The following is a 14,019-nucleotide window of genomic DNA, read 5'->3' as shown; positions in this document are numbered from 1 at the left end:
GGTGCGGGCGACCTGCTCGCGAGGAGTCGAGGGTGAATAACGACGTCACCAGCAGCCCATGGCATGAAGGCGAGCTTGCCTTGCAGCGCGTGGTCGGCGTGGAAAAACAGATGGTGGAGGTGGGCCGCAAGGTGATGCGCCCCTTTCTAACGCCGCAGCTGCAACACTTCTTTCCCCAGTTGCCCTTTGTGGCAGCAGCAGCGGTGGATCATGACGGTTGGCCTTGGGTCACGCTGCTGGAGGGCGCGCCGGGGTTTGTTCATGCGCCGGACGAGTCACGGCTCGATTTAGCATTAACGCCGCCTGTGGATGACCCTCTTGCACCGCTACTTAACAGCGGCACCAGCATTGGCCTATTGGGCATTGAGCTGCACACGCGCCGTCGTAACAGGGTCAACGGTGTATTGCGGGGCTCAGCAAGCCAATGGCAGTTGGAAGTGACTCACGCCTTCGGTAATTGCCCCCAATACATTCACGACTGGTCGGCGATGAGGCCGGTGCAGCCCCAGACGGGCCCCGTGCTAACCAAGCGCGACGCGACCCTCGACCAGTTGCCAGAGCCGGTGCTGGCACATATCGACCGGGCGATCACCGCCTTCGTGGGTAGTTACGCGCATACCGACCAGGGCGCCCAGGTGGATGCCTCTCATCGCGGAGGGCAACCGGGGTTCATTCGGCGTCAGGGAAGTGATCTGATTCTGCCTGATTTTGCAGGCAATCGATTCTTCAACACCTTGGGCAACGTGCTGGCCAGCGGACGCGCGGCCCTGGTGATACCGGATTTCACCAGCGGGAATGTGCTGCATCTGACCGGGGAAGCGCGGCTGGTGGACGAGGAGGCCGCTGGGGCGCGTTATCCTGGCGCTGAACGCTACTGGTGCCTAACCCCACGGCATATCGTTTGGCGACCAAGGGCCTTGCGCTGGCGTAGCCATGCCAGTGCAGTGGCCGTTGAGGCGGCGCCCCATGGGCCCTGGCAAGTGCTTGCGCCTTCCTCTCAACAGCGTGTTCAGGTGGCCGCCGTGGTGCAGGAGACACCCGAGATCCGCTCTTTCTATTTGAAGAGTGCCCGACAAGACAAGGCGCTGACGCCCTTTAACGCGGGCCAGTTCATTACGTTACACGTGCCGCGCCTGGATGGCACGGCGCTGGTACGCAGCTATACGCTTTCGGGTGACAGCCAGCAGGCCGGCTATCGCATCAGTATTAAGGCCGATGGTGAGGGCTCGCACTACGTGCACAGCGCGCTTCAGGTGGGTACTGAACTAGCTGTGAGTATGCCAATGGGGTCATTCACGGCAGAGGCTAGCGGCTCAGAGCGTGCCCACTGGGTACTGCTGGGTGGCGGTATCGGTATTACGCCCATATTGAGCCTGGCACATGAATTGACCGGGGCAGGCCGTGGCCCGGTAACGTTAGTGCAGAGCGTGCGCGATGTGGCCGAAGCCCCTTTCGGTGCAGAGCTACTCGACCTTGAGGCGCGAGGGCTGCGTTTGCAGCGGCATGTCACCAGAACTACAACTGCCCTCAATGGATGGATGGCAGGCCGGGTTTCACTGGGGCAGGTGTTTACCGATCAGGTGCTATCAGAAGTACAGCTCTACCTATGCGGCCCCGCCGCCTTTGTAGAGCGCTACCACCAGGAGGCGCTGGAGCTCGGACTTATGCCCGCGCAGATACACACAGAAGCGTTTGGCCCCTCGGCGCTGGCGCAAACATATACAGCCCCCACCGCCGAACAACCGGTAGAAGTCAGCTTTGCCAACCCCAGCGCGGTGGCCCACTGGCAGCCGGGTGAAAGCCTGTTGGAAACCGCTGAAAAAGCGGGGCTTCAACCTGCCTATGGGTGCCGCAGCGGTAGCTGTGGCGAGTGCGCCTGCACGCTGGTGCAGGGGGAGGTTACCTACCCAGATGGCATATCAGCGCCAGAGGGGGAAATACTGCTGTGCAGCGCCCGCCCAGCAGCGCACTCGGGGAGGCTAGCCATTACGCTGGCTAACGGTTAATCGCGCCTCAATCGATTAGAAGGTTCCTGGGTAGGCGCCGCCGTCGAGCAGGATATTCTGCCCTGTTAGATAACCTGCATGTTCGCTGCACATAAAGGCGCAGAAGGCGCCGAATTCCTCGGCGGTGCCGAATCGCCGGGCTGGTACGCCCTGGGCTCGCTGCTCGCGTATCTGTTCGATAGTTTGCTGACTCTTCTCGGCGACATTTTTGAAGTTGCCGCGCAGGCGGTCGGTATCAAAGGAGCCGGGCAGTAGGTTGTTGATCGTGACGTTGTGCGAGGCGAGTTGCGGTTGGCGAGCAAGCCCCGCGACGAAGCCGGTTAGCCCACTGCGCGCGCCGTTGGATAACCCGAGAATGTCGATGGGTGCTTTTACCGCGCCCGAGGTAATATTGACCACACGTCCAAAGCCGTTGGCGGCCATACGGTCTACCGTGGCCTTGATCAGCTCAATAGGCGTGATCATGTTGGCATCCACGGCCTGTATCCACGCCTCCCGACTCCAGTCGCGAAAATCACCCGGCGGCGGCCCGCCGTTATTGTTGATCAGAATATCGATCTGCGGGCAGGCGGCCAGCAGCGCCTCGCGTACCTCCTCGCGCCCGATATCCCCAGCCACAGGGCGAACCTCGATGGCTGGATTAAGGGCCCGCAACGCGTCGGCAGTCTTTTCTAGCACCTCAGCATTGCGTGAATTAATGGCCAGGTTGACGCCTTCTTTGGCCAGCGCTTCGGCGCAGCCTCGACCCAACCCTTTGCTCGCTGCGCATACCACGGCCCAGCGTCCCGCGATTCCAAGATCCATACCATGTACTCCTGTGTGTTCGATATTTGGGCTCAACGTGACGAATAGCCATCGTCTACCGGTAATAGAATAGTACGCCCGTTATAAAGTTAGCGCCCGGCGAGGTCGTTGGGGTTACCCCAGCGCCGTCACACTGGTGGTCATGCTGATGCAGACCAGAAGCGCTCCATGCTCTTGTAGCAGTGCGTTGCCATTGTCACCAGAACATACATTGCGACCAAAGTATGTCGTGATAATTGAAGCGCTATGAGCTAGGGTCTGTACTATAGTATCCAATAGTATTCAAAGGTATTCTTGTTGGGGAGTGATGATTTGATGAGTACTTCTGTCGAGGGTGCCAGGCAGTTGGAGTGTGAACTACATACTTATGAGGTGAAGTTTGCCGATGCGCTCGTAGCGCGTACCCGGCAGGCTGAGCGCATACTTGCTGAGCGGGCTGCTAGCAACGCATAAACAGGGCTCGTTATTAACATTGGCGCACTGAGGTTTATCATGGCGACATTACAGGAACACAGAACCATGACAGGTCATATTGAACAACCCGGCCTGATAAGAGCGTTGGATAAGGTTTGTAGATGCCTGGAAAACGCTCTTATTTTTGTTGCCGGATCTATGATTATTTGCGCCATGGCAATTACGTTTGTCGATGTCGTAATGCGTTATATCTTCAACTCGCCGCTTAATTGGTTTTTTAACCTAATCACCATGTACCTTCTTCCAGGGTCTTATTTTCTGGCGTTCTCTTATGCGTTGAGAACGGGAAGCCACCTGAAGGTTGATTATTTCAAAAGCAAGCTGCCTTTAAAGTTTACCAGCTTTTGCCTTTTGGTCTTCGGCCTCATCGCCACATTGATGTTTAGCTATATTGCTTATACCTATTCTTTAAGGGCATACAGTGCCTGGCAAGAGAACGAGATCGTTTATGGCGTTGTGAGCTGGGTTGTTTGGCCGTCTGAATTTATTATCGCTATCGGCTCCTTTGTTTTCTCGTTCAGGTTGTTAATAACAACAATAAATAACTATGTTTCTAAAGGGGGCGAGCTGTGATGGTCATTGCTTTATCTTTTCTCTTTCTGTTTTTTCTTTTGATAATAGGCATTCCGGTTGCAATCAGTCTTGCGATATCCGGTGCTTTGGGCATTTTTCTAACCAATGGGATAGATGTCCTGCTGGGGATCCTATCGGCTTCGCCAGGCTCTGCTCTGACGACCTACGAGCTGCTCACCATTCCGATGTTTATCCTCATGTCGGAATTTATGGGGGTCAGCGGTATCACCGGCTCCCTGTTTAGCGCCATTGCCAAGTGGACAGACAAGATACAGGGTGGCGTGGGGATTGCTGCTGTTGTCACAGGTGCTGCTTTTGGTGCAATTTCTGGCTCCAGTACAGCGGCTGCAGCCACGCTGGGGAAAATCAGCACGCCCGCCATGCAGGCTGAGGGGTATTCTCCGAAAATGGCTGGCAGTATTGCCGCTATTTCGGGCACTATTGCCATGCTGATTCCTCCCAGTGTCGCACTGATTTTCTATGGGCTGCTCAGCGGGGTTAGCATCAGTGACCTTCTGATTGCTGGCATAGTGCCTGGCATATTGGTGACGCTCACTATCGCCATTACCATCAAGATTCTGATCATCCGAAATCCAGTAGCCTCTAATAATAAGACCTATAGCTTCCGCGAAAAGCTGACAGCACTGAAGGTAGCTACCCCCTTTCTGATGCTGTTCAGTGTTGTTACGGGATTAATCTACACTGGCATTGCCACACCCGTTGAGTCCTCGGCTTTGGGTGCACTAGGCGCACTTTTGCTTGCTTTGAAATCAGGCAATCTCAATGCTGAAGCATTCAAAAATGCCGTTATAAATACGTGCTGCATTTCTGCCATGATCGGCCTTATTGTTGTTTGTGCACATGTTTTCGGTTACTTCATAACCATGACCGGCATCACCCGAAACTTAGTCAACTATGTGGGACTGCTGGATGTTTCGCCATACCTTATCTTGTTCTTTCTGGTGATCCTCTATCTGGTGCTGGGGCTGTTCCTAGACCTGATCTCTATTCTGATTCTCACCATTCCTGTGGTTCTTCCGGTTGTCGTCTCGCTCGGGTTCGATCCGATCTGGTTCGGTGTGATCGTTATTTTGTTGGCTGAGATCGGTATTGTCACACCACCGGTCGGCATGAACGTCTTTGTGGTGGCGAAAGTGGCCAATGTGCCTGTCGAGGAGCTTTTCTCAGGCGTCATACCCTACATCGTCATGCTGCTTGGTTTGATCGCTTTGTTAATAGCATTTCCACAGATTGTGCTGTGGCTGCCATCAACGGCTATGTACTGACGCGTAATGTTGGTAACTAGTCTTCGCCAATTTGTAGGAGTTTGGGTCAACGATAGATAGGGTTCATCTATATAAAGGTGGGTTAAGGTTTAAGCTTGTTGTAAAAACGTTATACCTATCATCAATGCACCATGCATTATTGGAAGATTTTGTTTATCCCGCTGTATTGATTAATGACTGGCACAAAAACTGAAGAGCGATAAAAGGGAGTACCATCATGAATAACTATAAAAAGCACCTTCCACTGCTGTTGACGGGTGTTTTGGCATGCGGTTCAGTCTCCGCGGCAGAGGTTGAACCAGTGACATTGAAGTTTGCCGAATGGCTGCCCACCACTTCTTTTGCCATAGAGTATGGGGCCAACCCGTTTATGGAAAAGGTGGCGGAGCTCTCCGACGGACAGATACAGTTCGACTTTTATCCGGCAGAACAACTTGGGCGTGGTTCTGAATCTCTGACCTTGTTGCAGACAGGTGTGGCGGATATTGCCAACGTATCTCCGGCTTATATACCGGAAAAGCTCCCTTTGTCTGGCGTTGTTGAGCTACCGGAAATCGTAAAAAACTCCTGTAGCGCGGCGGATAGCTTCTATGAGATGGCCCAGCCAGGTGGGGCTATTTATGAAGCGGAGTTCAAGCGGCATCACATCCGCCCTCTTTGGGTGGGCAATATGGGGCGCTATCGAATACTGACCAACAACAGCGATATTTCGTCGCTCGATGACTTGAATGGTCTGCGAATGCGTACTGCCGGTGGACCTATGACACTCACCGCTGATGCTCTGGGTTCAAGCCCTGTCACAATGCAGGCTTCAGACGTACTAACATCACTCTCTCGCGGTACGCTGGATGGTGTGTATTACCCGCTTCGAGGCATCCTGGACTATGGCCTTGCACCAGCACTGGATCAATTAATTCCGAACTTCTCCGTCGCTAGCTTTGGTCTCACCTACTCGATTAGTGACCGAGTGTGGGAGCGACTGTCACAGCAGCAACAGGATATTCTGGTAGAGGCAGGAAGGTACGCTATGCAAACCTACTGTGATTACGTGGATAACTCTGAACCGGAAATCATCCAGACACTTGAGGAGGAGTACGGTATTGCCCAAGTGCCCCTATCTGATAGCGATCTTGAACAAGCACACGCCAACCTTGAAGGCGTCTATGACCGCTGGGCAGAACCCTTGAAAGCGCGCGGCCTGCCAACTCAAGAGGTAATTGAAGGTATGCAGTAAGTGGTGTCGCCGGGCTCAGCAAATGGCCCGGCAGTTTTAGGCGGGTGTGCAGGGCTGCGGGAAAAGCAGGCAGTTCACAGGAGAGATGACATGAGCAGAACAAAATTGCAGGGCAAGGTGCTAGCCAGTGGACTGGCGTTTCCTGAAGGGCCGATTGCCATGGAAGATGGCAGCATATTAGTCGTGGAGATTCAAAGAGGCCGCTTGACGCGTGTCCTACCTGACGGCGAGCTACAGACCGTGGCGGAGGTGGGTGGGGGGCCAAATGGGGCGGCTCTCGGGCCGGATGGGCACTGTTATATCTGCAACAATGGTGGATTCAGTTGGCGTACTGACGATGGCTACAGCCGACCTACCGGCGCTGCATCCGATTATGACGGCGGTTCGATTCAAAGAGTCAACCTTGTCACCGGCTCTGTTGAGACGCTTTACACCCACTGCCAGGGCGTTCCGCTGCATGGCCCTAACGATATCGTTTTTGACGATCAGGGTGGTTTCTGGTTTACCGACTTTGGCAAGAAATTTGATGACCGCATTATGCTGGGTTACCTCTACTATGCCCGATGCGACGGTAGCTCGATTCGCCGCGCGGCAAAGCATCTGCTGACGCCCAATGGGGTTGGCCTGTCGCCAGATGGGCGTATGTTGTACGTCTCTGAAACCGAAACCAGTCGGCTTTGGCGTTATCCGATCACCGCGCCCGGTGAGCTGGGTCAGGAGCCTTGGCCATCTCCCAATGGCGGCAAGTTGGTTCACGGCCTGCCGGGCTATCAGCGCCTTGATTCTATGGCTTTGGAAGAGAGTGGTAACATTTGTGTCGCCACCCTGGTGGATGGGGGGATCAGTGTTTTTTCTCCGCAGGGGGATTTGCTGGAGTTTCATGAAGCCCCTGAAGGGTATTGCACTAATATCTGCTTTGGTGGATCGAACTTGCAGACTGCTTACATCACGCTATCAGGTTATGGTCAGCTGTTAGCTGTTCCTTGGCCGCGCTCTGGTTTGCGTTTACATCACCAATAACTTAATCAGAGAGATATGCGCTTGGAAGGTATTTAACTGAATGGATTTAGGAGGATATAAAAGAGATTAATAATTAGCCATGCTGTTTTTGGTTCTCCTGAGAGCTGCGTTAAAGAAATATTTAAATATATAACAATTATTATTGAAGGACAGCCAACCCTTGATCCCTACAGGGCTATTAGTGCTCAAAAAAGTGCCGCACACCTTGGCGGCTCACTTCTCATTGTCATTGCCACCAGAACATACACTCGGCCAGTAAATTGCGCCCGAGGGATAACTTTTTGTTCTGGTGCTGTTATGGCGCTCAGATAGTTCCCCCACAATTTGTGCAGCGGTTCGCTATCGGTTTTCATCATACATTGCGACCAAAGTATGTCGTGATAATTGCAGCTCTATGAGCTAGTGTGTGTATTATAGTATCCAACGGTATTCAAGAGTATTCTTATTGGAGGTGTTGGTTTGATTAGTACTATTGGTTTTATTGGCCTGGGGGCAATGGGTGAGCCCATGTGTAAAAACCTGGCCAAAGGGTCTGGTAAGAAGGTGTTGGCCTATGACCTTGCCTCTGAGCCGCTGGAGAGACTGGTTGCTGAGGGTGTGCAGAAGGGCGAGGACGCTCTGCAAGTGGCGCGCGAGAGTGATGTCCTCTTCCTGTCTTTGCCAAGTGGCCAGCATGTAAAAAGCTTGATGCTAGGAGAGGACGGCATTGCCAGTGAACTCAAGCAAGGCGCTACAGTCGTCGACCTGAGCACAACCTCCGTAGAGGATGCCAAGTGGTTAGAGCGTGAGCTGCAGGCCTACAAGGTGAAGTTTGCCGATGCGCCTGTCGCGCGCACTCGGCAGGCTGCGATTGATGGCAACTTGTGCGTCATGGTGGGTTGCTCCGAAACCATTTACGGAAATATTCAAGAGCTGCTGCAGAACATTGCATCAGACATCATCCATTGTGGGGATGTTGGGGCCGGCCAACTGGCCAAGATTCTGAATAATATGGTGCTCTTCGATACGGTGGCCAGCCTTTCCGAGGCATTGGTGATTTGTGAGAAAAGTGGCGCCGACCCTAAAAAGATTTTTGAAGCTATGTCGTTAGGGTCCGCAGATAGCTTTGCCCTGCGCAACCACTGCATGAAATTCATGCTCGAAAATGATTTCCCAGAAAAAAAATTCCCTACCTCATATGCATTAAAAGACCTCAGCTATGCGCTGGAACTGGCAGAGAATTACGGCTTGACGTTGGGAATGGCAGAAAATACGAAGTCCCTATTTCAGAAAGCTATAAAGGAAGGATACGGAGAGCAGTACTTTCCGGTCATCGTTAATAGTATGCGCAATGACTGAGTTTAGTCTTTAACGGAAAGTTAAATATATAACAATTACGAGAGGTGACTATGGCTTATACGAAGCAAGCATCCGTGCTGGCGGTGGTAATTTCCTTATGTGCAGCAGGCGTTGCCCATGCCGATACTCGATTGACGATTGGTTCTACATCCTCTTCGTCATCACATTATGGTTATTTCGTCGCCGTTTCGCAGATCATTAACGAGAATGTCGATGGTGTGCGCTCTTCCGTCATGGAGACGGGGGCAACCATTGATAACTTGAGAAGGATCAAACGTAATCAGGCCGATATGGGGTTAGTGACCACCAATGTTGCCTATGATGCCTATCACGGCGAGGGGGCGTTCGAGGGTAATGAAGTCCCCACTAATGTGCTATGGGTGTATGGCCCTTCGGCTCAGAATGTCGTAGTGAGAGCGGATGCTGGCCTGAACACTATCAGTGATCTGGAAGGTGTCAAATTCAACCCGGGTATTGTTGGATCGGGCACGGAAGCGACTGCCGAAGCGGTGTTCGATGTGATCGGTGTAACGCCTGACTATGTGCGTGGTTCCACAACCGACATGGTTAACCAGATCAAGGATAATCGTGTCAAAGGTTATGTGAAGAGCGGTAATGGCCGAATGCTGGATGCCTCCAGTATCGATATCGCCACTATGACCCCAGTTAATATTCTTGGCTTGAGCGATGAGCAGGCAGATGCCATTCGCCAGGAACTGCCTAGCTTGGGCATCATGAATATTGAAGAGAATGAGGCTGGTGATGGCTATCCGGCATATACCACCTGGGCGTATGGCAACACGGTAAGTTCAAGAGCTGACTTGGATGAAGAGGTTGCCTACAACATCGTTAAAGCTATCGTCGAGCATCAGGATGCTCAGGCGGCCGCTTTCTCAGTTTTAAAAGATGCAGATATCCCAGAGATGACAATTGAGCTTGCAACGACGCCTCTTCATCCCGGCGCTATTCGCTATTTTGAAGAGCAGGGATATGAAGTTCCTGAGCATCTTAAACCCTAAGTTGTGAAATAAAGAGTGGTCGTTTTTATGAAATAGAGCTGACTTGAGTGTTAGCTCTATTGCCTTCTGGCGTGAAGTTATCTTCATGGTGAGACTTATGTTAGAAGCTGTTGAATCGGAATCACAGCCTATAGAAAGCACATCATCCAGGCTTCCTGAGGTGATAAAAAAGCTGGTTGCATTCTCACTTGGCATGATGATCCTTTATACGGGGATCGCTGGTGCTTTTGATTCTCTTGTGCAGCGTTCGGTGATGCTGGCAAGTGTGATTTTATTGGCATTCATGGTGTATCCGCCAAGTATAAAAGGACGTTTTCTTTTCCTGGGGCGAGCCATTGATGGCTTGCTGTGCGTTTTTGCCATTGCCGCGTGCCTTTATGTGGCCTGGAATCAAAACCGCATCCTCACGCAGTTGCCTATCGCTGGGGTGGTGGATATCACCTTATGTGTATTTCTGGTGATCACGGTACTGGAAATATGCCGACGCTCCGTTGGGATCGCGTTTCCATTGATGGTGTTGCTGTCTCTGGCTTATGTCTTCTTTGGCGATAGATTGTCAGGTGATTTTGGACATCGTGGGTATGGCGTTGAGTTGGTTGTCGAAACCCTTTTCCTGTCGGATCTGGGGTTGTGGGGCATGCTGACGGGTATTGGCGCGACGGTTATTGCCTCTTTTGTGCTGTTTGGCGCTGTTCTTATCCGTACTGGCGGCAGTAAGGTCTTTATGGATCTTGCCATGATCTTTGCGGCTAACCGGGTTGGTGGGGCAGCCAAGATGGCAACTGTCGCCTCGGCAGCATTCGGTTCGGTAAATGGTAGTGCGGTAGCCAATGTGGCCACCACTGGTGCTATGACTATTCCCTTGATGAAAAGGATGGGCTATCCCGCACCGATTGCTGGTGCTGTAGAGGCGGTGGCTTCCACTGGTGGGCAACTGACACCACCGATTCTTGGTGCGGCGGCATTTATAATGGCCGAGACATTGGGCATCAGTTATCTGTCGGTGGCGTTGGCTGCGTTGATCCCTGCGTTGATGTTTTATTCCAGCGTGTTTATGACCATTCACTTAATCGCCTTGAGAAAGGGGATCGGTGGGCTGACGGAAGAGAACGATGTGCCCAAGATTAGGGATGCCATTAAGCTTTCTAAATCAGCACCGCTGTTAGTTGGTCTTGGGGTGTTGGTGGTGATGGTGTTAAGCGGTCGCTCGGTCGCTTTCTCGGCATCCTTGTCCATCGTGGGAATGCTGATTACCTATACGGTGGCCGTAATCGTCCGCGGCGAAGGCATCAAGCTGGTACTGAACACTTTTGTTGACTCGTGCGTGGATGCTGGTTACGGCATATTGATCATTATCACGATGCTGGTAAGCGCTCAGATTGTTGTCGCGATGATAAATATGACCGGAGTGGGCGTGACAATATCGTCCTTGGCAGTTGGTCTGGGCGGTGGTTACCTGTTTGGTGTCGCCTTTATTGTGGCGCTGGCCTGCTTGTTGTTGGGCATGGGCATTCCGACAACCGCAGCCTACGTACTGGTAGCGGCGGTCATGGCGCCCGCACTAGTGTCAGCAGGAGTGGAGCCGATTGCCGCGCATATGTTCGTCTTCTACTTCGCGACCATTTCGGTGATTACACCTCCTTTGTGTGTTGCCGTATTTGTTGCTTCCTCGATTGCCGATACGCGCTGGGAAAGAACTGCGCTGCAGGCTGTACGCTTGGCAGCCGTCACCTACGTGATTCCATTTCTGTTTATTACCTACCCAGGCGTTCTCTTTAACGGAGATGTGTCCCAGATATTGGAAGCGGTGCTGTCTGGCGCAGTGCTAGTGGTATCAGCGTCGATCGTACTCTCTGATATTTTTGAAAAAGATATGAAGAGGAAAATAGGCGCACTGCTGTGCATTGTATCAGCGTCGATGGCCATTATCCCTTCCCTTTATGCCCTGTTCGCGGGAGCGGTTGTACTGCTGTTTGTTCTAGCGTTCGTGAAGCCATTCTCCAGAAATGCTGCAACGTTAAACTAATACATATAACTAAATTGAAGGAATGATGTAATGGGTGAAATGAAGCGCTATCAACTTCGTATTGGCGATCAATGGTGTGACGCGGCAGATGGAAAAGTGCTGGAGTCGATCAATCCGCTTAACCAGCAGGCATGGGCATTGATCCCTCAGGCAACTGCTTCTGATGTTGACGACGCGGTGCAAGCTGCACGACATGCCTTTGAAACCGAATGGCGGTCTACAAATGGCATACAACGTGCTGCGCTAATGCACGAATTGGCTAATCTGCTCGAATCCGACACCGAGCGCATGGCCCAACTTGAGACCACCGACAACGGCAAGGTAATCCGCGAGACACGGGTGCAGATGCGTTTTGCGGCTCGCAACTACCGCTACTTTGCTGGCTGGGCGGACAAGCTCCAAGGCGAAAGCATTCCGCTTGACCGCCCTGAGCTGGTTGATTTCACTACTCGCGAGCCGCGCGGCGTGGCAGCCTTAATCACCTCTTGGAACTCGCCGATAGCGATCCTCGCCAACAAGCTTGCACCGGCCTTGGCGGCGGGTTGCACCGTTGTAATTAAGCCCTCAGAGATGGCGAGCGTGACCACCCTGGCTTTCGCTGAGCTGTGCGAAAGAGCTGGCTTTCCTCCTGGCGTGATTAACGTGGTGACCGGTGACGGTAGCGTCGGTGCGGCACTCACCGGGCACCCTGATGTCGACCTGATCAGTTTCACCGGCGGTACCGCTACAGGCAAGGCGATTTCTCGGGCCGCCGCCGAGCATCTAACACCGGTGACCCTTGAACTGGGAGGTAAGTCGGCCAACATTGTATTTGCCGATGCTGATCTTGAGCAGGCTGTGACCGGAGCCGTGGCGGGGATCTTTGCCGCCGCCGGTCAGACCTGTATTGCTGGCTCGCGACTGCTGGTGCAGCGGGACATCTACGATCAGGTGGTGGCGCAGGTTTGTGAACGCGCCCGGGCGATTCGTATTGGTGACCCTCGCGATGAGAACACTGAGATGGGCCCGATGGCGACCCAGGGGCAGCATCAACGAGTACTTGACTTCATCGAACGTGCCCGCACTCAGGGTGCTAAGTTGGCGGCGGGCGGTAGGGTGCCGCAGGGCGACGTATATGGTCGCGGCTATTTCGTCGAGCCGACGGTATTCTCTGATGTGGCGCCGGACTCCGAACTGGCTCAAGAAGAAGTGTTTGGGCCAGTGTTAGCGATTATTCCCTTTGATACGGAGGAGCAGGCCATCGCCATCGCAAACGGCACCGCTTACGGGTTAGTCGCCGGGCTATGGACGCAAAATTTGGCAAGAGCGCATCGCGTTGCCAGACAACTTCAGGTTGGTGGGGTATGGGTCAATACCTATCGCACAAATGCTGCACAAGCACCATTCGGCGGGGTTAAGGCCAGTGGTAGTGGCCGCGAGCGCGGAATGCACGCTTTAGATGAGTACCTTGAGACTAAAAACCTGATGATCGACTTGTCTAACGAAGCCCGCGATCCTTTTGCGATTCGTACTTGATTTAGTCGTCATAACTCTCAAAAAAAGCCTCTAGACGGATCTTGTAGGCTTCACGGATATGGTTGCGTGCCAGCTTTTCCGCGGCTTCTGGGTCGCGTGCTTCGAGCGCGTCAATGATTGCCTGATGCTCACTGCGCGCGGCTTCGGCACGACTTGGTTTAGCTAGGGTGCTACGCCCGAGCAACATCATTGATTCGTGCAGTGAGTGCAGCATTTTAAGCAGGTAGCGGTTGTGCGCGCAGCGGTAGAGAGTGCTATGAAATAGCTTATTATTCTTAACTAGATCTTGGGTCTCCTTTAACCGTGCATCGCGATCGCTAATTTCGCGTAGGAAAGCGATTTCAACCTCTGAAGCGTGTTGTGCGGCAAAGCCCGCAGCCGTCCCCTCTAACATCTCGCGCATAGCATATAGCTCGCTAATCATGCTGTGGTCGAGTTCAGTGATGATGGTGCCACGGATCGGATCATTAGCTACCAACCCTTCAAGCTGTAAACGATTAAGAGCTTCGCGTACGGGTGTACGACTTAAGCCTATGCGTTCAGATAAGTCGACTTCACGAATCCTTGTCCCTGGTGGCAGGGTGCCTTCCTTAATAGCTTCGATGATGTAGCTGTAGGCCTGTTCACTGCGCGGTTCGCCGCGCTGATTGGCTGCCTGGTTGGCGTGCTTGCGTGGTTTGGATTCAGTCATAGCTACAAGCCTTAAATTGCGATTTTGACGGAC

General features: G+C 52.9%; 12 protein-coding genes. 10 read left to right on the top strand and 2 right to left on the bottom strand.

Going from position 1 to position 14,019, the window contains the following annotated elements; all coding sequences use genetic code 11:
- Nucleotides 1-32 precede the first annotated feature (32 nt).
- Nucleotides 33-2,006, top strand: a complete 1,974-nt coding sequence (locus RO22_RS18980; protein ID WP_041159082.1) for a pyridoxamine 5'-phosphate oxidase family protein — start codon at nucleotides 33-35, stop codon at nucleotides 2,004-2,006.
- Nucleotides 2,007-2,021: 15 nt separating this feature from the next.
- Here RO22_RS18980 and RO22_RS18975 read toward each other — a convergent pair whose 3' ends face one another.
- On the bottom strand, nucleotides 2,022-2,810 hold the full coding sequence (locus tag RO22_RS18975; RefSeq protein WP_041159081.1) for an SDR family oxidoreductase: 789 nt from the start codon (nucleotides 2,808-2,810) through the stop codon (nucleotides 2,022-2,024).
- Nucleotides 2,811-3,125: 315 nt separating this feature from the next.
- On the opposite strand from RO22_RS18975, the gene RO22_RS24700 reads away from it, so the two are divergent.
- The 9 genes from RO22_RS24700 (at nucleotide 3,126) to RO22_RS18935 (ending at nucleotide 13,295) form a co-directional block, all read left to right on the top strand.
- Nucleotides 3,126-3,263, top strand: coding sequence for a hypothetical protein (locus RO22_RS24700; RefSeq protein WP_161575223.1), 138 nt, complete (start codon nucleotides 3,126-3,128; stop codon nucleotides 3,261-3,263).
- A 66-nt stretch (nucleotides 3,264-3,329) separates the two neighbouring features.
- Nucleotides 3,330-3,857 (top strand): TRAP transporter small permease, encoded by a 528-nt coding sequence (locus RO22_RS23905; RefSeq protein WP_052475703.1) that lies wholly within the window; start codon nucleotides 3,330-3,332, stop codon nucleotides 3,855-3,857.
- The gene (locus RO22_RS18965; protein WP_041159080.1) at nucleotides 3,857-5,143 is read left to right on the top strand and encodes a TRAP transporter large permease; all 1,287 of its coding nucleotides are present in this window, start codon (nucleotides 3,857-3,859) and stop codon (nucleotides 5,141-5,143) included. The genes RO22_RS23905 and RO22_RS18965 overlap by 1 nt, the downstream gene beginning before the upstream one ends.
- Before the next feature lie 217 nt (nucleotides 5,144-5,360).
- On the top strand, nucleotides 5,361-6,377 hold the full coding sequence (dctP, locus tag RO22_RS18960; protein WP_022521409.1) for a TRAP transporter substrate-binding protein DctP: 1,017 nt from the start codon (nucleotides 5,361-5,363) through the stop codon (nucleotides 6,375-6,377).
- A gap of 90 nt (nucleotides 6,378-6,467) precedes the next feature.
- Entirely contained in the window at nucleotides 6,468-7,397 is a 930-nt protein-coding gene (locus RO22_RS18955; RefSeq protein WP_027958364.1) for an SMP-30/gluconolactonase/LRE family protein, read from the top strand.
- A 459-nt stretch (nucleotides 7,398-7,856) separates the two neighbouring features.
- Complete coding sequence (locus RO22_RS18950; protein WP_200890269.1) at nucleotides 7,857-8,735, top strand: NAD(P)-dependent oxidoreductase; 879 nt, start codon at nucleotides 7,857-7,859, stop codon at nucleotides 8,733-8,735.
- Between the two features lie 50 nt (nucleotides 8,736-8,785).
- Complete coding sequence (locus RO22_RS18945; protein WP_051430490.1) at nucleotides 8,786-9,754, top strand: TAXI family TRAP transporter solute-binding subunit; 969 nt, start codon at nucleotides 8,786-8,788, stop codon at nucleotides 9,752-9,754.
- A gap of 97 nt (nucleotides 9,755-9,851) precedes the next feature.
- Nucleotides 9,852-11,780 carry a TRAP transporter permease gene (locus tag RO22_RS18940; RefSeq protein WP_052475702.1) on the top strand — a complete coding sequence of 643 codons (1,929 nt, stop codon included), beginning with the start codon at nucleotides 9,852-9,854 and terminating at the stop codon, nucleotides 11,778-11,780.
- A 30-nt stretch (nucleotides 11,781-11,810) separates the two neighbouring features.
- Nucleotides 11,811-13,295: an aldehyde dehydrogenase gene (locus RO22_RS18935; RefSeq protein WP_200890268.1), complete on the top strand. Its 1,485-nt coding sequence runs from the start codon at nucleotides 11,811-11,813 to the stop codon at nucleotides 13,293-13,295.
- 1 nt (nucleotide 13,296) lies between these two features.
- Here the strand turns inward: RO22_RS18935 and RO22_RS18930 are convergent, their stop codons facing one another.
- A complete protein-coding gene (locus RO22_RS18930) occupies nucleotides 13,297-13,986 on the bottom strand; it encodes a GntR family transcriptional regulator (protein ID WP_041159079.1) in 690 nt (229 codons plus the stop codon).
- Between the last annotated feature and the right edge of the window lie 33 nt (nucleotides 13,987-14,019).

It is taken from the genome of Halomonas sp. KHS3, assembly GCF_000830495.1.
In the GTDB taxonomy this organism is placed as follows: Bacteria; Pseudomonadota; Gammaproteobacteria; order Pseudomonadales; family Halomonadaceae; genus Vreelandella; species Vreelandella titanicae.
This window is presented reverse-complemented; position numbering and strand designations above follow the sequence as displayed.

Bases quoted from the DNA above. Each gene is read 5' to 3' on its own strand.
- RO22_RS24700 (WP_161575223.1), top strand. From the start codon at position 3,126: ATGAGTACTTCTGTCGAGGGTGCCAGGCAGTTGGAGTGTGAACTACAT.
- RO22_RS18930 (WP_041159079.1), bottom strand. From the start codon at position 13,986: ATGACTGAATCCAAACCACGCAAGCACGCCAACCAGGCAGCCAATCAG.
- RO22_RS18975 (WP_041159081.1), bottom strand. From the start codon at position 2,810: ATGGATCTTGGAATCGCGGGACGCTGGGCCGTGGTATGCGCAGCGAGC.
- RO22_RS18965 (WP_041159080.1), top strand. From the start codon at position 3,857: ATGGTCATTGCTTTATCTTTTCTCTTTCTGTTTTTTCTTTTGATAATA.
- RO22_RS18955 (WP_027958364.1), top strand. From the start codon at position 6,468: ATGAGCAGAACAAAATTGCAGGGCAAGGTGCTAGCCAGTGGACTGGCG.
- RO22_RS23905 (WP_052475703.1), top strand. From the start codon at position 3,330: ATGACAGGTCATATTGAACAACCCGGCCTGATAAGAGCGTTGGATAAG.
- RO22_RS18935 (WP_200890268.1), top strand. From the start codon at position 11,811: ATGGGTGAAATGAAGCGCTATCAACTTCGTATTGGCGATCAATGGTGT.
- RO22_RS18945 (WP_051430490.1), top strand. From the start codon at position 8,786: ATGGCTTATACGAAGCAAGCATCCGTGCTGGCGGTGGTAATTTCCTTA.
- dctP (WP_022521409.1), top strand. From the start codon at position 5,361: ATGAATAACTATAAAAAGCACCTTCCACTGCTGTTGACGGGTGTTTTG.
- RO22_RS18940 (WP_052475702.1), top strand. From the start codon at position 9,852: ATGTTAGAAGCTGTTGAATCGGAATCACAGCCTATAGAAAGCACATCA.